This window comes from Bacillus sp. S2(2024) (assembly GCF_050474045.1).
GTDB lineage: Bacteria > Bacillota > Bacilli > Bacillales > Bacillaceae_G > Bacillus_A > Bacillus_A yunxiaonensis.
On the sequence record NZ_JBFLUS010000003.1, the window covers coordinates 4,027,883 to 4,046,718 of the forward strand.

At 37.0% G+C, this 18,836-nt stretch carries 19 protein-coding genes and 1 other annotated feature; of the genes, 10 read left to right on the forward strand and 9 right to left on the reverse strand.

Annotated features, from left to right (window positions below):
* Positions 1 to 172 precede the first annotated feature (172 nt).
* A complete protein-coding gene (locus AB1284_RS20515) occupies positions 173 to 550 on the forward strand; it encodes a DUF3938 domain-containing protein (RefSeq protein WP_429753230.1) in 378 nt (125 codons plus the stop codon).
* A gap of 88 nt (positions 551 to 638) precedes the next feature.
* Here AB1284_RS20515 and AB1284_RS20520 read toward each other — a convergent pair whose 3' ends face one another.
* A complete protein-coding gene (locus tag AB1284_RS20520) occupies positions 639 to 1,823 on the reverse strand; it encodes a cell wall-binding protein (protein WP_429753229.1) in 1,185 nt (394 codons plus the stop codon).
* 395 nt (positions 1,824 to 2,218) lie between these two features.
* Here AB1284_RS20520 and AB1284_RS20525 point away from each other — a divergent pair, with 395 nt between their 5' ends.
* Positions 2,219 to 3,235 carry an N-acetylmuramoyl-L-alanine amidase family protein gene (locus tag AB1284_RS20525; protein ID WP_429753228.1) on the forward strand — a complete coding sequence of 339 codons (1,017 nt, stop codon included), beginning with the start codon at positions 2,219 to 2,221 and terminating at the stop codon, positions 3,233 to 3,235.
* Positions 3,236 to 3,370: 135 nt separating this feature from the next.
* Here the strand turns inward: AB1284_RS20525 and AB1284_RS20530 are convergent, their stop codons facing one another.
* Positions 3,371 to 3,985, reverse strand: coding sequence for a DedA family protein (locus AB1284_RS20530; protein ID WP_429753227.1), 615 nt, complete (start codon positions 3,983 to 3,985; stop codon positions 3,371 to 3,373).
* Positions 3,986 to 4,383: 398 nt separating this feature from the next.
* Here AB1284_RS20530 and AB1284_RS20535 point away from each other — a divergent pair, with 398 nt between their 5' ends.
* Positions 4,384 to 5,289: an EamA family transporter gene (locus AB1284_RS20535; RefSeq protein WP_429753226.1), complete on the forward strand. Its 906-nt coding sequence runs from the start codon at positions 4,384 to 4,386 to the stop codon at positions 5,287 to 5,289.
* A gap of 384 nt (positions 5,290 to 5,673) precedes the next feature.
* Here the strand turns inward: AB1284_RS20535 and AB1284_RS20540 are convergent, their stop codons facing one another.
* Together AB1284_RS20540 and metG are read right to left on the reverse strand one after the other, a co-directional pair.
* On the reverse strand, positions 5,674 to 6,204 hold the full coding sequence (locus AB1284_RS20540) for a hypothetical protein (protein WP_429753225.1): 531 nt from the start codon (positions 6,202 to 6,204) through the stop codon (positions 5,674 to 5,676).
* A 219-nt stretch (positions 6,205 to 6,423) separates the two neighbouring features.
* Positions 6,424 to 8,058, reverse strand: a complete 1,635-nt coding sequence (gene metG / locus AB1284_RS20545; protein ID WP_429753224.1) for a methionine--tRNA ligase — start codon at positions 8,056 to 8,058, stop codon at positions 6,424 to 6,426.
* A gap of 51 nt (positions 8,059 to 8,109) precedes the next feature.
* Positions 8,110 to 8,382, reverse strand: a binding site (T-box leader).
* 118 nt (positions 8,383 to 8,500) lie between these two features.
* Here metG and AB1284_RS20550 point away from each other — a divergent pair.
* The 3 genes from AB1284_RS20550 to AB1284_RS20560 all read left to right on the forward strand — a co-directional run bounded on the left by AB1284_RS20550 (position 8,501) and on the right by AB1284_RS20560 (position 11,784).
* Positions 8,501 to 9,301 carry a class I SAM-dependent methyltransferase gene (locus AB1284_RS20550; RefSeq protein ID WP_429753223.1) on the forward strand — a complete coding sequence of 267 codons (801 nt, stop codon included), beginning with the start codon at positions 8,501 to 8,503 and terminating at the stop codon, positions 9,299 to 9,301.
* A 348-nt stretch (positions 9,302 to 9,649) separates the two neighbouring features.
* Complete coding sequence (locus AB1284_RS20555; RefSeq protein WP_429753222.1) at positions 9,650 to 11,341, forward strand: methyl-accepting chemotaxis protein; 1,692 nt, start codon at positions 9,650 to 9,652, stop codon at positions 11,339 to 11,341.
* A 128-nt stretch (positions 11,342 to 11,469) separates the two neighbouring features.
* A complete protein-coding gene (locus AB1284_RS20560; RefSeq protein WP_429753221.1) occupies positions 11,470 to 11,784 on the forward strand; it encodes a metal-sulfur cluster assembly factor in 315 nt (104 codons plus the stop codon).
* A gap of 37 nt (positions 11,785 to 11,821) precedes the next feature.
* Here AB1284_RS20560 and AB1284_RS20565 read toward each other — a convergent pair whose 3' ends face one another.
* From AB1284_RS20565 to AB1284_RS20580, 4 genes are all read right to left on the reverse strand, one after another.
* The gene (locus AB1284_RS20565; protein WP_429753220.1) at positions 11,822 to 13,471 is read right to left on the reverse strand and encodes a M4 family metallopeptidase; all 1,650 of its coding nucleotides are present in this window, start codon (positions 13,469 to 13,471) and stop codon (positions 11,822 to 11,824) included.
* A gap of 158 nt (positions 13,472 to 13,629) precedes the next feature.
* Positions 13,630 to 14,328 (reverse strand): pirin family protein, encoded by a 699-nt coding sequence (locus tag AB1284_RS20570; protein WP_429753219.1) that lies wholly within the window; start codon positions 14,326 to 14,328, stop codon positions 13,630 to 13,632.
* 48 nt (positions 14,329 to 14,376) lie between these two features.
* Positions 14,377 to 14,790 (reverse strand): MarR family winged helix-turn-helix transcriptional regulator, encoded by a 414-nt coding sequence (locus AB1284_RS20575; protein WP_429753218.1) that lies wholly within the window; start codon positions 14,788 to 14,790, stop codon positions 14,377 to 14,379.
* Between the two features lie 111 nt (positions 14,791 to 14,901).
* Positions 14,902 to 15,336, reverse strand: a complete 435-nt coding sequence (locus tag AB1284_RS20580; RefSeq protein ID WP_429753217.1) for a DUF3920 family protein — start codon at positions 15,334 to 15,336, stop codon at positions 14,902 to 14,904.
* A gap of 191 nt (positions 15,337 to 15,527) precedes the next feature.
* On the opposite strand from AB1284_RS20580, the gene AB1284_RS20585 reads away from it, so the two are divergent.
* Positions 15,528 to 15,968, forward strand: coding sequence for a Dps family protein (locus AB1284_RS20585; protein ID WP_429753216.1), 441 nt, complete (start codon positions 15,528 to 15,530; stop codon positions 15,966 to 15,968).
* A gap of 302 nt (positions 15,969 to 16,270) precedes the next feature.
* Here the strand turns inward: AB1284_RS20585 and AB1284_RS20590 are convergent, their stop codons facing one another.
* Entirely contained in the window at positions 16,271 to 16,849 is a 579-nt protein-coding gene (locus AB1284_RS20590) for a TIGR00730 family Rossman fold protein (RefSeq protein WP_429753215.1), read from the reverse strand.
* Positions 16,850 to 16,921: 72 nt separating this feature from the next.
* Here AB1284_RS20590 and AB1284_RS20595 point away from each other — a divergent pair, with 72 nt between their 5' ends.
* The 3 genes from AB1284_RS20595 to AB1284_RS20605 all read left to right on the forward strand — a co-directional run bounded on the left by AB1284_RS20595 (position 16,922) and on the right by AB1284_RS20605 (position 18,799).
* The gene (locus tag AB1284_RS20595) at positions 16,922 to 17,236 is read left to right on the forward strand and encodes a MazG nucleotide pyrophosphohydrolase domain-containing protein (protein WP_429753214.1); all 315 of its coding nucleotides are present in this window, start codon (positions 16,922 to 16,924) and stop codon (positions 17,234 to 17,236) included.
* A 66-nt stretch (positions 17,237 to 17,302) separates the two neighbouring features.
* Positions 17,303 to 17,809: a ferritin gene (locus AB1284_RS20600; protein WP_429753213.1), complete on the forward strand. Its 507-nt coding sequence runs from the start codon at positions 17,303 to 17,305 to the stop codon at positions 17,807 to 17,809.
* Between the two features lie 549 nt (positions 17,810 to 18,358).
* The gene (locus tag AB1284_RS20605) at positions 18,359 to 18,799 is read left to right on the forward strand and encodes a DUF1641 domain-containing protein (RefSeq protein ID WP_429753212.1); all 441 of its coding nucleotides are present in this window, start codon (positions 18,359 to 18,361) and stop codon (positions 18,797 to 18,799) included.
* Positions 18,800 to 18,836 lie beyond the last annotated feature (37 nt).

Consider the following 18,836-nt stretch of genomic DNA (forward strand, 5'->3'; position numbering starts at 1 on the left):
TCAAAACATTAAAAACTAGAAATATCAGATAATTATTTTTATTCAAATCTAAAACATGTTATACTATGTATATATTGTAAAAGTAGATAATAAATATAGCATCTTATTTAATTGCTATTAATTAAAATTCAGGTCCTCCTGTTCAAATGATGATGATAAAGGAGATGAACGTATGAACAAACAATTTAGATTTATAATCGCAACATTATTTGCCGTAGCAGGCGGCCTCGTATGCTTTTGGACAAATACGTATACTGGTGAAAATTTATATATGAATGGAATCGACTCCATTGTAAGCGCTTCAATTTTAGGTTCATTTATTTTCTTCCTTTTCAATCCGGAAGAAAACGCAAGAAAAACGACACTTTTAACAATGATTGGAATTGTCGGCGGTTGTATCTCATTTTCAACAACAACTTATGATTTACCTCTGCAACTTAGTACAGCATTCTTCCATGGCCTTTGGACTTGGTTCATCGCATTTTGCATAGCAGATGTCTTTGATTTACTACAAGATGAAGGACAAGTTCAAGTGGAAAGTAATTCGTAATAAAAAAGAAGGTGGTACGAGACCACCTTCTTTTTTATTACGCTATTCGCGGACAGTAAGCCCCAACACTGATGGAAGTTTCACTTTATTAGTAATATTTCAGTTCATTCTCCGGTGTTTGCACAATCACAGGACTTTTAGCAGGATCTAACCATCGTAAAACGGAAAGAACATTTTCCCGAGATGTCGCTGTACAACCGTATGTATACATGTCTGAAATATGGAAGAAAATCGCCGAACCAGCTCCAGGTATTCGTTTTGTATTATAGTTAATCACAAACCCATAATCATATTGAGGAATATCCATGTTTTCGGCACTGCTCCAACGACCATTCGCTGGTTTTTGCTGCCACGTATTATATAAAGATGAATTAGAATCATCCACCCAAACATCATTTGATGTAATTTGTCGATATGATAGTTTTGTTCCTGGATTACCGTAGCGACCGAACGCTGTTCCAATTGTATATTTACCGCGTGGAGAACTCTTTCCCGCTTCTGACATCGTATAAGCAAATCCGTCACGACCAATATATCCCTGCATAGCAGCATACACCGGATACCATTTATTATTTCGTTTCTCGAATGTTTGAATTTTCGCCTTATTAGTTCCGTAATCATTTGCTGTCACAAGAATAAGTTGCTGATTTTCTCCTATTGTATATAAATAGTCAGCAGCATTGCTTGCAACCCATACACCGTTATTCTCAAAGTAATACCATGTCCCACCTATTTTCTGCCAACCAATCTCCATTCCACCATTGTTATTCATATAAAACCAATTCGTTCCGTCAAAATACCAATCTGTTTTCATTACACCATTACTCGCAAAGTAATACCACGTTCCTTGAATCTTTTGCCAGCCTGTCTCCATTCCACCATTGCTATTCATATAAAACCAATTTGTTCCATCAAAATACCAACCTGTTTTCATTACACCATTACTCGCAAAGTAATACCACGTTCCCTGAATCTTTTGCCAGCCTGTTTCCATTCCACCATTGCTATTCATATAAAACCAATTCGTTCCGTCAAAATACCAACCTGTTTTCATTACACCATTACTCGCAAAGTAATACCATGTTCCCTGAATCTTTTGCCAGTCGCTTACCGGCACATTATTCGCATAATAATACCAATTGTTTTGTTCAAACACCCAACCATCTTTTACAACAGCTTGCTGATTTCCACCTGTATTTACTTCTGCAAAACTTTGTATAGGTGCTATTAATAAACTTCCTGCTACACATATCGATGCAATAATTCGTCTCATTACATTTCTCCTCTTTTTCTTTACAAAATATACAATTACACTTTTAAAATATTGAACTAAAAAACTTTCCTAGCATCCTATTAAAAAAATGCTAGCGAATCAAAATCACACTGCTGATTTTGACGAATTTCTTTCTTCTATAATAGAAGGGAAAAGAAACAGCTAGCAAGAAATATTTTAAAACTCCTTTGCATACTAATGGTAATGGTGATTTTATTCGGTATTAACAGATACTAATGAATAATACCTTTACTAAAAGAAATATTTCATACATATTAAAGAAATGTTTTTAACAATTTTGTAACATTCCTGTAATAAAAGTATTGAATTTGTTTTAATAACTAGATATATTAGTAGTAGGGAAAGAGAATTCCCCAATAAAGGAGCAGATAATTATGAAAAAACAAATTGCTGGTATGTTATTTGCTGCAGGTATATTGTTTAGCGCAATACAGCCTCATGTTTATGCAGAGACAACTAAACAATCTACTCCCGTAACTGGTTGGGTACAAAAACAACAAGCATGGTATTATTACATAAATGGAAAAACAGCAACAGGATGGATAAACACAAATAGCAATTGGTATTTCCTTGCTGAAGACAATGGAGTTATGAAAACTGGATGGCATCAAGAAGGACCAAATTGGTATTTTCTTGATAAAAATGGTGCTATGCACACTGGATGGTTAAAACAAGATGAAAAATGGTACTTCTTGAATAAAAGCGGTGCTGTGCAGTATGGATGGATTTTTGATAATGGAAAATGGTATTTTCTTGGTAAAAATGGTGTTATGAAAACTGGATGGCATCAAGATTCACCATATGATTGGTACTATTTAAATAACGATGGTTCTATGAAAACTGGATGGGTTTTTGATCAAAACAAATGGTACTTTTTAAATGCAAAGGGTATGATGCAAACAGGTTGGGTGCTCGATCAAAACAAATGGTACTACCTTGATAAAAGCGGCGCTATGAAAACTGGATGGGTTGTCGACGATCGATTACAATGGTACTACCTCGATAAAGACGGTGTTTGGAATTCTGATGCAAAACCAACTTCTATTCTATACAACGTTCAAGGAACATGGTCAGAACAAGAATTACCGAAAAAACCACCGTATATCGGTCCAGCTTTCACAATGATGCAGATTAGTCCTATTTCTGAAAACGAAGCAGTTGTCGGTGTATCTTCTTATTCCGATAATGCTGAAGATATTGCATATGTAGACGGTACTGTAACATTCAAAGACAATAAAGCAACTTTAGTTTTTGATCAATTTGGTAAACAAGGTCAAATCAATATTGAAATTGTAGATGGTAAAGTATTGTTAGATATTAAGCTCCTAAAAAGTGAAGATGAGTGGAACTTAATTCAAGGGAAACATACATTGCCTATCTATAAAAGATAAGATTTCATAAATAAAAAAAAGAGGAGAACTAGCATACTTTGCTAACTCTCCTCTTTTTGTAAGTATCTATTTACTTAACAAAAAGGCAGTGCTTCTTCTCTAAGCACCGCCTTTTTCGACATAGAATGGATTTTTTCAATTTACTGTTTGAGCAAACACACGTTTAAGTTGTTTACGGAATCTTACCGCTAAAGCTGCTGCCACGACCGCAACAACACCAATAATAATTTTTCCGATATGACCTTCAACCGCTCTAAAAATATTATCTAAGTTTCCACCTAACCAATAACCGCCTACTAGGAAGAATGATACCCAAAACACTGCCCCAGAATAAATCGTCATTGCGAAGCGGCGAAATGGTAAATTAATAATTCCTGCAAAATACCCTGTAAAATGACGCACACCAGGAATAAAGAAACCAATAAAGATTAAAAAATAACCGTACTTATCAAACCATTTATTCGTTAAATTAATTTTACGCTGTGTTAAAAAAACATATTTTCCGTACTTTTGTATAAATGGCATCCCAAGCTTGTTTCCTACAAAGTACTGAATTGTCATACCTACACTTGTTCCTACAAAAGATAAAAAGATTAGCGGTACTAAATGTAAATCACCGGTATGTGCTAAATACCCTGCATACGCTAATGTCGGCTCTCCAGGAAATGGAAATGCAATATATTCTAGCATCAATCCAATAAGTACAACATAGTATGCATGCTGTTGAAATAAGTCGTGAATCCATTCCATCTCTTTCTCTCCTTTTTGTTGATACTCATTCTTCTAGCACGTACTGATTTTCTACCATTATTGTATAATAGATTTTGTCGAAACTACCATTGCAATGACTTACAATAAGATTACATTTTTGTAAGAAAAGTGCTTTGTATATAATCATCAGTCGAATATCTTCTCTCACCTTCCATACGTCCGTAATACTGTATATTTCAAAATACAGTTCCTTACATCCTGCTTTTCATATATTGACGAAAAAAAGGATGACAGCTACAATCTTATATAGAATGTAATATCCAAACTCACACTTGCTTGTGAGAGGTGAAATTTTGTAGAGCCTTGACTCTGTTTCGTTCGCCCGTTGTCCATTTATGGACAGCGGGCGTTTTTTATTTCACAAAGGGGGATCTATTATGGGAAAACTGAAGTATTCATTACTAGTATTATTTGGCGCCTGTAGCTACGGCGTTCTTTCTACGATCTTTAAACTCGGATTTTTAGACGGTTTTTCTGCCCATGAATTGTTAGGCGGACAATATGTGTTTGGCTGGGTAGGACTGTTATTACTCGTCCTGTTCTTCTCACGTCATACGGTAACAAAAAAACAATTCTTGTCTCTGTTAACAGTCGGATCAACAATGAGTATGACAGGAATTTTCTACGCGATTTCTGTTGAAGAATTACCGGCATCCATTGCGGTTGTCCTACTATTTCAATTCACATGGATTGGTGTCCTTATTGAAGCAGTAGCAAACAAAACGTTCCCAAGTCGAGGGAAAATTGTATCTATTATCATTTTATTTATCGGTACACTCTTTGCCGGTGGTGTCTTTGAAAGGTTAGGACAGGGCTTATCAACAAAAGGAATCATCTTTGGGTTGCTCGCTGCTGTTTCCTTTTCGTTTTATATATTCGCAAGTGGCCGCATCGCAACAGACGTACCACCTTATACGAAAAGCTTCCTTATGACAACAAGTGCTACTCTTATTGTGTGCCTTATATTTCCGCCAACCTTTCTAACAAATGGAGCGCTGCAAGCTGGGCTTTGGCAATACGGGCTCTTTCTAGGTTTATTTGGCGTTGTCGTTCCCGTTATTTGCTTCTCAATCGGTGTACCGAAAGTAGGTACAGGACTTGGCACCATTTTGGGAGCTGCTGAATTACCAACCGCTATCATTGCTTCTATTACCCTTGTACATGAAGTTGTATCACCGCTGCAATGGTGTGGAGTTATTTGTATTTTACTTGGCATCGCTGCGCCGCAATATCTCACAATGAGAAAAGAAAAACAGAAAAGAGTTCAGCATGCTGTTTCATAAAAAATGTATGAAACCATAAAATGAAACTTCCATCAGTGGGATCTTTTCATCCCCCACTGATAGTTAGTTGAAAGAATCGGGCTTTTACGAGATAAAAAAAGATGATCCCTGTCAATACAGAGATCATCTTTTTAAAGCCGCCTAGACTTTTTAATGTCCTTTACAAAAGGCACATTTTAAGATTTGAAGGGACTTTTCATTCACATAATTAATGTTATCGATAGTTACTAAAGTACTCATTAGCTTAATACCTTACTTGCCATGTATTCCAGAAGGGAAGAAATAATATCTTGATTCGTACTTTGTAGCAAGCTTGGGATATCATCACGATAACGTAAATTAATAAGAAGTTAATTTTCTTTAGACTTGTTTCAGATAGTTAAGTTAGGCTTCTACTTGGTCGCCTATCTCACCATCGTTTTCTGCCGTACCACCGCCACCAACAGCGTGTTGCTGTTTCGTATTGGAACTTTCAATTGCCGCGTTTGTTCCAGCTGTACTGTCTTTTCCAGCCCCGCTTGCAACCTGAGTAGCAGAAGATTGTTCCTGACCCATATCGATTTGATTATTGATAACAATCACATTTTCTTGCTCATCGTGGCCATGTCCATGTTCATTGTGCGGTTCAGTCTGAGTACCTTCTATACCTGTATTTCTCGCTGTTCCGTCAGCTCCCACACTCTGTTGTTGTTCAGTATTCGATGAATCAAGAGCAGCATTATTCCCTGCAGCGCTGTTTCGTCCAGCCCCGCTCGCGATTTGTGTAGTATTTGGTGCACTAGTAAACTGGTTGTTGATGACAATCACATTCTTCTTTTTTCCAGATGGAGAAGGCATAACAACAAATCTTTCTCCGTCTCTTTCAAAAATGACAGTCGGCCGTTCATCGTTATCATGTTTTTTACCAAAATCCATTTTCAAATTTCCCTCCTTTTTATAGAGATAATAGAAGGGACTTTCATATTTTAACGTTTTTATATGCCCTGATTCCTTAACTTTTTCACTAGAATATGAATAGCTCCCCTTACTATAAAATGAAAATTTAAAAAAACTGCTTGGACAAATATATAAAATCTTAACATTCTCTCAAACACCTACGAACTTCACGCTGTTTAATCTAATAAGATATTTACTTTATACGAAAGACCCGTACAGCTTTTCTACTTCCTCCTCAATTTTCTTCACATCAATACGTTCAAATAATGGTGACACATTCGAAATAGAATCCGGGCATTCAGCAATGTAATCCCATTTGCTCTGAGAAACATCTAACATTTGTTGCACTTGTGCGGATGAAAACGGAAGAAACGGCGCTAATAGCTGCGCAAAATTCACTATAAGATGCATACAATTTCGCATTGTCGCATCACATTCTATCCTCTCTTCTTTAATTTGTTTCCATGGTTGTCTCTCATCGAAATATTTATTCGCATAGCGAATTGTTTCAAAAATTATTTCTAGCGCTTGTTTAAAATGGGCTTCTTCAATTAATCGGCCTACTTCCACATATAATTCTTTTAGTCTTTCTTCAATTTCTTGATTGATGTGTCCAGTTGGTACAGTATTCTCGTAATATTTTTCAAGAAACTTTAGCGTTCTATTAACAAAGTTTCCATATGCTCCTAACAATTCACTATTATGACTATAAATGAACTCTCGCCATGAAAAATCTGTATCTCGATTTTCTGGTGCGTTTACAGTTAAAAAATAACGGATCGAATCAGGATTATATTCCTTTAACATGTCTGGAACCCAAACAGCCCAGTTCCTACTCGTAGATAACTTCCTTTTTTCCACCGTTAAATATTCATTTGAAACAATATATTCTGGTAATGCTTTTGCTTGTATCCCCTGCAAAATAGCTGGCCAAATGATTGTATGAAAAGGAATATTATCTTTGCCGTGAACATAATACGTTCGTGTATCCTCTTGCCAAAATGGTGCGTCATCACAGTTTGTTTCTTGTGCCCATTGTTTACTTGCTGAATAATAACCAGACACAGCCTCAATCCAAACATACACCTTCTTATCTTCGTACCCAGCAACCGGAACGCTTACTCCAATTGGTAAATCCCTCGAAGCAGCACGGTCTTGTAATCCTTCTTGTAAATATCGCTGCGTCAGCTGCACGGCGTTCTCACGCCACGTGCCATTCTGCTTTACCATTTCTACATACTCTTCTAACTGCTTCTGTAATGACGTTAATGCAAAATAAAAATGCTCTGTCTCCTTAATTGCCGGCCTACTTCCGCACAACTTACATGTTTTCTCCAATAAATCTATCGGATCCAAAATAGCAGAACATGCATCGCATTGATCACCACGCGCTCCAGCACTGCAGTGCGGACAAATCCCTTCCACATAACGATCCGGCAAAAATTGCACGCAAGTCTCGCAGTACGTTTGCTCCACCTTCTTTTTATAAATAAGCCCTTTTTCTAGAAGCTCTAAGAAAATGTTCTGAACTACTTGATGATGATGAACACTGTCAGTACGTGTATAGCAATCATAGGAAAAACCCAGCTCCTGAAAACATCGCTCAAATTCCTCATGATAGCGATTCGCAATTTCTTTTACACTTACTTCTTCCTGCTTAGCACGAATCGTAATCGGTGTACCGTTACAATCACTTCCCGATACATATAACACATTGTCCCCTTTTAACCGATAATAACGTGCTAAAATATCTCCTGGCAGTAAGCTAGCAATATGGCCAAGGTGCAATGAACCATTTGCATACGGCCAAGCGCCTCCAATAAAAATATTCATCCTACATTCCCCCTTTAAAAATAAAAAAGCCCCGCCCTTATCTTCTAAAAAGATAAGGACGAGGCTGTATATACAGTCGTGGTACCACCTTATTTCATCAATCGCTCACACGATTGACCTCTGCAAGTACGGAGCTACTATTGCTCGTATACTGTGACTTTGATAACGAGAGCCAACACTCGTCGCCGCCTACTATTATCAACTGATAAGTTCAGGACGAAGCTCAGAGGCCATTGTTCGAATGCGCATTCTTGCTTCTTTTCAGCTACCGAAGCTCTCTGGAAAGAATGATTTCATTCTACTTTTCCTCTTCAACGCTTTTCGTATGTAATCTACATTGTATAGATATTATACAGAAAAATCAAACTATTTTATAAATAACAAGCAGGATTTTTCACTTTCATAAGGAAACTATATACCTTCACGGAAAGGAGCGATATGTTTGAATCAACAGCAATTAAGTGCAAAAAATAAAGCCGGCTGGAGCAAAGCCGCTTACAAAGCTTGGACGAATCGCCACGGAACGCCGCATTCTTTTGGCAAACGAATACGGGAAAATCCTACCGCCGAGGTTGCTTATTATTTGCCTTATCTCGGTGAATTGAAAGGTAAACGTATTATAAATTTAATGGGATCAAAAGGAAGTAAGGCAGTTGCCCTTTCATTATTAGGAGCAGAAGTAACAGTTGTCGATATTTCAGAGAGTAATGCAACATATGCTAGAGAACTTGCCGCAGCCGCTGAAACACATATTGAATACATCGTGTCTGATGTGATCGATATACCAAAAACAATAGGCTCATTTGATGTAGTATTACTTGAGCTTGGTGTACTCCACTATTTCATAGATTTAGAGCCTTTATTTACACTGATTTCTCAATTACTAAAACAAGGTGGAACATTCCTTTTACGCGACTATCACCCAATGTATACAAAGCTTCTGCAAATAGAAAATAACCGCGCAATCGCAAATGGTAATTACTTTGATGAAAATGTAATCGAAGTAGATGTGGCCTACAGTATGCTCTTATCAGTATCAGAGCGCTCCTGTTTACCTAAAAATACAATTCGCAGATGGACGTTGGGAGAAATTGTAACAAAAATTGCGCAAGCAGGACTCCATATCGAAGAACTCACAGAAGAATACGGCGCAAAGCAAAAATGGGTCTTCCCACCTCACGCTCCGGAAGGAATTGAACATCGCATCCCTGGACTCTATACACTAATTTCCAAAAACACATAGAAAAACCCTCTTCAAAGTGAAGAGAGTTTTTCTTCTATGTATAGCGCATACAAGTCAAAGCTGGAGATTACTAAATAGTCAAAAGCAGTATCCAAACAAGCTTCACTATCATTATTTTAGGATTATACAGCAACAAATTCGTTCATACAATACATATTTTTACTTTCATAATATAATTTTATTACCTTATATATAAATGTATACATTTCTTGAACAAAAGCCTTCATCTATTTCTCTCCTATATGCCGTTTGTTATAATTCCAGTGAACATACATTAGGAAACAAAGCGTTCTCTTTTCATTTAATATATATAAATCATAATAAAAAGATAAAAAGGAATGGTTCCAAATGAAGTATGTTAGTATTCGGAAGAAACTCATCTTTATGCTACTAAGCGTTTGTTCATTATTTGGCATCGCTTTAGCAGTGATTTTATTCTTCGCTACAAGTCAAGCGCAACAGGCAGAAACATTACAAGCTGATGTTTCTCGCAAAGCAACTATCTTAAAAGAGCGCGGAGATTTGTTTCAGGCTCAAGTTGCTGGCTTACAAGGCTATTTATTACTGCACGATGAAAAAGAGCTAGAGCGGTTTAATAAAGCTGGGAAACAATTAGCCGATACACGCGAACAAGTAACAAGCGATAAGAGTCTTCCACAAGAAATGAAAGACACCATTAACATGGGCGCAAAATGGCGTGGCGTAATGGATAATCAAGTCATTCCTCTTACACGAGAAGGCAAATGGGATGAAGCAACCAAAATTGCATTAGAGCAAAATGAAATTGTAGATACCATTTTAGGAAATTTCGCGAAATATACAGCGCAGGAAAACACAAAACGTGATGAATTAATCGATCAAATTAAGCATTCATCAACACTAATACAATTGATTATTTTCATCTCACTTATCACATGTACAATAGTAGCTCTTATACTAGCATGGTGGTTCTCTGGTAAACTTGTGAAGCCTATTCAAGAAATTGATTCTAAACTAAAAGAACTAGCATCTCAGGATGGTGACCTCACAGCTCGTTTTCCTATACGTAGCAAAGATGAGGTTGGAGAGATTGCAGCATCATTTAATCAAATGCTTTCAAACTTACAAAACATTATTAATCAGGTTAAAAAAACATCTGCAGACGTACAGGCAGCTTCTGAAAATATGTTAACGGAAACAACACATTCTATGAATGTAACAACTCATATTCAAACAACGATGTCAACATTAGAGCATAGTATTCACTCTCAAATTGCCAGCATTGAAGAAAGCTCTACTGCTATGGATGATATGGCTGTTAGTGTACAGCGCATTGCTGAATCCGCTTCTACTGTTGCGGAACTTGCTATAGCAGCTTCTGAGCAAGCGGATGATGGTGGTCACGTCATTGAAAAATCTATTACGCAAATGGGTACCATACACAAAGCTGTTCATGCAACATCTGAAGTTGTTGAGCGTCTTATTACACATACGAACTCTATTGATCATGCTGTACAAGCAATCTCTAATATTGCAGAACAAACAAATCTTCTTGCCTTAAATGCTTCCATTGAAGCTGCACGCGCCGGGGAACATGGAAAAGGATTTGCTGTTGTTGCTGATGAAGTGCGAAAGCTCGCAGAACAGTCTAAAACAGCTGCAATAGGCATTAACCAATTGCTTCAACATATTCAAGATGATACAAAAGCTGCAAACAATATGATGACACAAGGTCAACAAGAAGCTTCTCAAGGAATTACAGTTATACAGGAAGCTGGTTCTTCTTTTTCAACTATTGTAGAAAAAATTAATGCAGTAGCCTCACAAATGCAAGAGGTGTCAGCGACTGCTGAAGAAATGGCTGCAAGTGCAGAAGAAATGAATTTCTCCCTCAATAATATCGCTTCCATCTCTAATGAAGTAGCAGCTGAAACAACGCAGACTGCAAGCTCTGCTGGTAAGCAAGTAAATGTAATGAAAGATATGTCTGTAATGTCTAAACAAATGAAGCATACTGTAGAAGAGCTGGAAACACTCGTTTCTCGCTTTAAAACAGAGTAATAAGAAAGGCATTCCTTTTATAAGGAATGCTTTTTAATCTAGAAAAATTCTGTGAGCTCAATCACTGCATTTTCTCTCCTCATCTTGTATAATGAGAATAAATATCAATCATAAATAGAGGTGTTAGTATGTCTCAACCTTTAGAGGATAAAGTATATGCCAATTTAGAAGCTGTAATTGACCCTGAGCTTGGCGTAGATATTATAAACCTTGGATTAGTATATGATGTTACAACTGACGAACAAAATAATGCCGTCATTACAATGACAATGACTTCTATCGGGTGTCCAATGGCTGGTCAAATTGTATCTGATGTCAAAAAGGTATTATCGACAAATGTTCCAGAAGTAAACGAAATAGAAGTAAATGTTGTTTGGAATCCACCTTGGTCCAAAGAACGGATGTCACGTATGGCAAAAATTGCACTAGGGATTCGCGATTAAAAAAAGCATGATCGTAATACGATCATGCTTTTTTTTCTTATTTTACACCTACTGCATCATACGCTTTTGTTACAGCATATACCGCATCAGAGTTTTTACCATATAAATCCGTAGCCGCTTGAATAGCAGCTTGGCGCATCATGCTAAAGTTTGAGTTTGCAGTTAAATATTTTGTAAGAGCACGGTAATAAATTTTCTCTGTTGCTGCGCGTCCTACACCTTTTACAGTAACACCGTAATGCGTACCGCCCTCAGACACTAGATATGCAGCTTTGTTATTAATACTGCTGTTAATATGAACACCGCCGTTATCAACCGTTCCTGTGTAGCGCTTGCTATAATGATCTGGATAGCCTTCAGTTGGCTTTAATGGATTTGGAATAGAAGCCGGATCACTCAAAGAACGCAGTACACTTCCTCGCTTATCTGGTGCATAAATATCTTCTCCCATATTCCAATCATCACGGTCGACCATTGCGCCCATAATATCAGATAACGATTCATTTAATGCACCAGGTTCGTTCTTATACACTAGATCTGCGGAGTATTCCGTTACTGCATGAGTCAGCTCATGCGCAATAACATCAAGTCCTGCTGAGAACGGAATAAATGTTTTTCCATCACCGTCTCCATACATCATTTGGACACCGTTCCACGCTGCATTATTCCATTTATCCCCTACGTGAACAGTAGAAATTAACTTCGCTCCGTTGTTATCAAAGGAATTACGATTGAATGTTTTCTGATAGTAATCGTATACTTTCTCAGCATTAGCGTGCGCATCAACAGCTGCTTTATCCTCGAAGAATTTATTTTTACTTTCTACTTCCTCACCGGTATATCCAAGCCATTGTGAGAATAAGTTGAACCAATTTTCATCCATATTTTGTGCATCAAATGTATGAACACCTTTTCCACGTGTTCCATCGAATAAATAAAAAGCTCCAGTTTTTGAGTCCTGTGCCATTTCAAACATTGTTCGATTTCCTAACACACCATATCCAAATCCAGCCATATGATCAACTGCATTATATTTTTCAATCACATTACCGTTTGTCGCATCAACGAAATAATGCCAGTAGCCTGGTGCCGGCTTTGAAATAGATGCTTTTACAAGATAGGAAAGATAATATTGCCCATCTTTTTCATATACATATAAATCTTTCTTAATACCATCATAGTTGTCTACTTTTCCAATTTCTTTCTCAATACCAGCCTTTGCAATATTTACAGCCTCATCTTCTGAAATACTTGCAGTTGCTGGGATATTTTTATTTTCTAAATTTGGGATAACTTGTCCGAAAAATGCTTTCACATTATTATCTTTATCAAGTGCTACTGTTTGATCAGAGCCATATACAGGAATACCATTATATTTTTCAATAAGCTTCACATGTGTTGTGTCTGCCGCTGCGTCTTTTTCTTCTCCAACGATTTCAAAATGTTTCTCAATATTTCCTGCTAATTTAAACATGTCTTTCTTACTCTTTAAATACTCAAACACCGTTTCTTTTTTATCTAATCCTTCCGGTGCTTTCCACTCTTCCCCAATATAAGATGGTGTCTGGAATTCTTGATTGTATTGAACCTTTTGCTCTGCTGCATATGTACGTGACGTACCTAATGTCGCAAATGCCCCTATAGCTAGAGATAAAGCTAACGTTGAAGATAAAACCTTCTTTTTCAAAAACAACACTCCCCATCCCCTAATTTTTTTACACTTTTATACAATTCTAGAGAAAATAGTAATAACCTCTCGTGAAATCTTTATAAAATTTCGACAGAAAATTCATACAAAAAAAAGAGTAGCGCTATCTTTAGACGCTACTCGTGTTATATTTTTCATTATTGTTTCTTCATCTCAATTACTAAGTAATGAGCTGTTTCTGCTGCTTGAATGCGGATATCTTCTTCAATTACTTCTGCTGCATCTCTCATCACTAACGTTTCACCATTCACAATACCGCTTCCTTCAATTTGAACCAAATAAGCTTGACGTCCTTCACCAACTGAGAATGTAATCTCTTTTCCTTTTTCTAAAGCAAGAGAGTACAAATTTGCATCTTGATGAATTTCAATCGGTGCACCGCCATCAATTGGTGAAACCATATGGAACCATGTATTCTCACGTTTATTCCAATCAAATTTAAATTCACCGTAATTTGGCGTATGGCCAGCGCGGTCTGGTAAAATCCAAATTTGCAGAAGACGTAATGTTTCATCTCCTAAGTTGTGCTCACTATGGAAGACACCTGTTCCAGCGCTCATATATTGCACATGACCACGCTCAATTGTCCCGCGGTTTCCCATACTATCTTGATGCGTTAATTCTCCGTCCACTACATAAGAAATAATCTCCATATCGCGGTGTGGATGCATATCGAATCCTGTTTGTGCCGCTACTAAATCATCATTAATTACGCGAAGCGCACCAAATCTCATATTATTTGGATTGTAGTAATCTGCAAATGAAAAATGAAAATGTGTATTTAACCAACCGTGATTTGCTCTTCCCATTTGTTTATGATCGATTTTTTTAAACATATCCTTCACCTCATATTATCTCGAATTCGAGATATTTATTAAAATTTTTTATGATTGTAATTTACGAAGTAACGCTAACAGCTGTTTCTGTTCCTCTCGGTCCAACTTGCAAAATTGCGATGCTTGAAACCTTTCTTGAGGCGGAACAACTTCTTCATACAGTGCTTTACCTTTCTCTGTTAAAGAAAGATACTTCGTTTTTCCTTCTTGCTCTCTTTGAATCAAACCAAGTTGCTCCATTTTACTTAAAAGCTGCGTAACATTTCCTTTTGTAACGAAAAGCTTTCGTCCTAATTCTTGTTGCGTCAAACGATCCCCTGCCCCAACTTGTACTAATACATCAAATTGCGCAGCAGACAAATCCCACTTTTTTAAATGTTGATTCGTTTCTCTAATACTCTGGTTGTAAAAGCGTGATAAACGAAACCATACTAATAAACCAAGTCGTTCATCTGTTTTCATTCCATCACCTCACTAAGCTCTGTAACAACAGTTTAGAACTAAACTTATAAAAAGTCAATTACTTTCTTTTTATAAGTGCAAACTAAAACATAGAGCCGTGCTCAATATGTTTTAGTTTGCACGCCTTCTCATAAATTCTCTCATCTTTCTCTTCGCAAACACTCTTGCATCCTTCTCAATCCACCGCTGTTCATACATTTCATTACCGACATACAATAACTTTCGTTCATGCTGCATATCATGCCGAAACTCATGCAACAGCGTTTCTAATAATTGCTCATACTTCTCCCACATACAAACGAAAATTAAACGTTTTTCTTTATGATAAAATCCGTTCAACGGAAATAAAAATTCTTCTTCCTCTTCTCCTAATTGTACTAACACATCATTTGTTTCACACGTATCACAGAAAAATACAGGTACCTCACGCCGTTCAATTAATGAGAACACATCCCTCTTTACTTGATTTATATCCCATGGAAAATCGTCATCAAGTACATACCAGTTCCCAGCTTGTTGATATACCTTTTGAAATAGGAGCTGCATCTTCATTCCCCTTTCTATTTATTCTCTTTTATCTATATGTCACATTATCCTCTGTTTTAAACATACCGCTTCGTCACAAAATGTTTAAAAATTATATATGCAAAAAGGGTTGATTTCATACCCGTTATTAGATTATAATAATTATAAATTAGTAATTGATACAAAATAAAAACGTGAAGGAGATTGATAGTATGAATACACAAGTTATTGAAGTATTAAACAAACAAGTAGCAAACTGGAACGTTTTATTTACAAAATTACACAACTACCACTGGTACGTAACAGGACCTCAATTCTTTACATTACATGAGAAATTCGAACAACTTTATACAGAAGCAGCTACGCACATCGATGAAATTGCAGAACGTATTTTAGCAATCGGCGGCAAACCAGTAGCAACAATGAAAGAATACTTAGAACTATCTTCTGTTCAAGAAGCAGCTTACGGAGAAAATGCCGAAGGGATGGTTGAAGCAATTATGAAAGACTATGAAGTGATGCTTGGTGAACTGAAAAAAGGCATGACAATCGCGCAAGATGCAGACGATGAAACGACATCTGACCTACTACTTGGCATCTACACAGAACTTGAAAAACACGCATGGATGTTACGTGCATTCTTAAATCAATAAGAAAAGCGGAAGTGGCTCAGCTATATATCGACGATTCGACACGATATCTCGACGACATTCGACAATTATTACGCTAAAAAATCGAGCGGGACAATTCCGCTCGTTTTTTTATTTATCCCGCTATTCGCAGGCAGTAAGCACTGATGGAAGTTTCACTTTATCCCGCATTAACGGGCAGTAAGATTCCCACCTCAAGATTTAGAGAGAAACGAAGAAGATAGGTGGGGGATCACTGTCCGTAAAAGCCCGATTGGTTCAACTAACCATCAGTAAAAAAATCACTCACTGATGGAAGTTTCACTTTATGTTAACTGCTTCCATTTATTTCCCATCACTGGTCGTTTGTACTCTTTCATTTTAGGAACCAACTCATTAGCCGTTTTTGCAGATACAAGTAATTCTTTATTCGATGGGTTCATAAAGCCTTCCTCTGCCGCACGATCCACCATTTGTAATAACGGTGTGTAGAAGTCTGCAATGTTCAGCAATCCAACAGGCTTTTCATGAATCCCAATTTGCGACCAACATACCACTTCAAACAGCTCTTCAAATGTTCCATAACCGCCTGGAAGTGCAATAAATGCATCAGCAAGTTCACTCATCTTTGCTTTTCTCTCATGCATCGTTTCCACTTCGATTAGCTCTGTTAAGCCTTGGTGAACAATTTCACCTCTAAATAATCCGCGAGGCATGACACCTGTTACACGGCCGCCTAGCTCTAATACTTGATTTGCTACCTCTCCCATTAATCCAACACAAGAGCCTCCGTATACAAGCTCTATGTTATTTTGAACTAGTATTTCTCCAAGCTGCCGAGCTTCTGCTTGAAACTCTGGACGCTCTCCAACATTCGATCCTGCAAATACACAAATACGTTTCATTACTCCACCCCAAGACTACATATTGTTATGCTACAATGTAATCATACTACATATTGGGAGGATGGGAAAAGGATGAATACGAATGAATTTCAAAGCTGGGTGGAACAATTTTATTATGAGCGAGGATGGGCACAATATAATTCCTTTATTCGCGTTAATTTTTTAGCGGAGGAAGTTGGCGAAGTTTCTCGCGTCGTGCGTGCTATTGAAATTGGCCGTGATCGTCCAGATGAACAAAAAAAGAGCGAAGAAGAATTAACAATTGAATTAAAAGAAGAAATTGGAGATGTATTAGGGAATCTTATTATTTTAGCGCAAAAATATAATTTAGATTTACAAGATATTATGGAAACGCATGTTAAGAAACTCTCCAAGCGATTTGAATAATGAGTGAGAATTATTTTCAATTATGATATGATTATATCGTAATAATATGAAAGGGGGCTTTTTTTTATGTTATCTCCAAAATTACGCGACGCACTAAATGATCAAATGAACTTTGAGTTTTACTCCGCCCATGTGTATATGGCAATGGCGGCATATTGTACATCAGAAAGCTACGATGGATTTGCTAATTTCTTTCTTGTACAAGCAGAGGAAGAGCGTTTCCATGCTATGAAGCTGTACAATTATATTAATAATCGCGGTGAGCGTGCAATCATTACTGGATTTGATCATCCAAATAACGAATATGAATCGATTTTATCTGCTTTTGAAATCGCCCTTGAGCATGAACGTGAGGTTACAAAACGTATTTATAACCTATCTGATATCGCTTGGGATGAGCGCGAACATGCTACCATCACCTTCTTAAAATGGTTCGTTGACGAGCAAGTAGAAGAAGAAGCATCTTTCGATAGCATCATTCAAAAATTAAAGCGTATTACAAACGATTCAAATGCATTATTTATGTTAGATGCTGAATTAGAAAAACGCACGTTTACACCACCAGCTGAGTAATAGAGTAGAAAACTGAAACAGATGTCTTAGAGATGGCTTTGCCATCTCTTTTCTGTTCCAGCTTAGCTGGGCACGCAAACAAAAAAAGCATAAATCAACTGCTTTCGTCAATTTATGCTTCTTACATTGTAAAATTGAAATAAAACAACAGATATAACGCCCTGTAAGTTCGTAGATCATAGTCATTAAAATCGAATGCTTAATAATCATTTTTATGTTAACATAGGTGTATTGTAGTATATAATATACTCAGTTGGTAGACAAAGTCTTTTACTGGACAAGTCCATAAGCTAGAGGACGCAACTAGCCTTTTAAAATTTACTATTTCAGATTCGGTGATTACGTATAGTTCATTCGAATGTTGCAACGGTTTGAAAAGACGTATTCACCCGCAATAGTAACTTTAAGAGCATCTTGCCCTAAATCTTTGTGTAAAGTTTTACAAATTTCCTCGAGTTGTTACGGACGAAGAAATCTTACCTATAATGGGGAATCTTCTTTGATTCCCAAAAATTTAAGACGTATTGCTATCGTAAAGGAGAATTGGAGATGCCAGAAACAATCACTCAAACAAAGCCTGAACAAGAATCATTACAAATTTCTGCTAGTCAAGCACAGCTTGATGTACTTGATCAGCTATTAAAGCCTGAAGTTCAAGAATCTTTAACTACATTAGTAGAACAACTTCCAAAATTAACTGAGCTCGTTAACATTTTAACAAAGTCTTATGATTTCGCTCAAGCAGTCGCTACTGATGAAGTATTAAAAAATGATACTGTTGGAGCAATCCAAGAACTTGCAGAACCTGTAAAAGATACAGTGAAAACCATTGCTGCAACTGCTATCGAAGCGAAAGATCGCGCTGAAGAAAGCAACGAAGTTATCGGTCTTTTTGGCCTTTTAAAAATGCTAAAAGATCCGCAAGCACAAAAAATGTTTCGCTTTGTAAACGCTTATCTTCAAATTACTGGAGAACGCAATCATAAATAATTCTTTCTTACACAACAATTAGTAAAGACGGGGGATA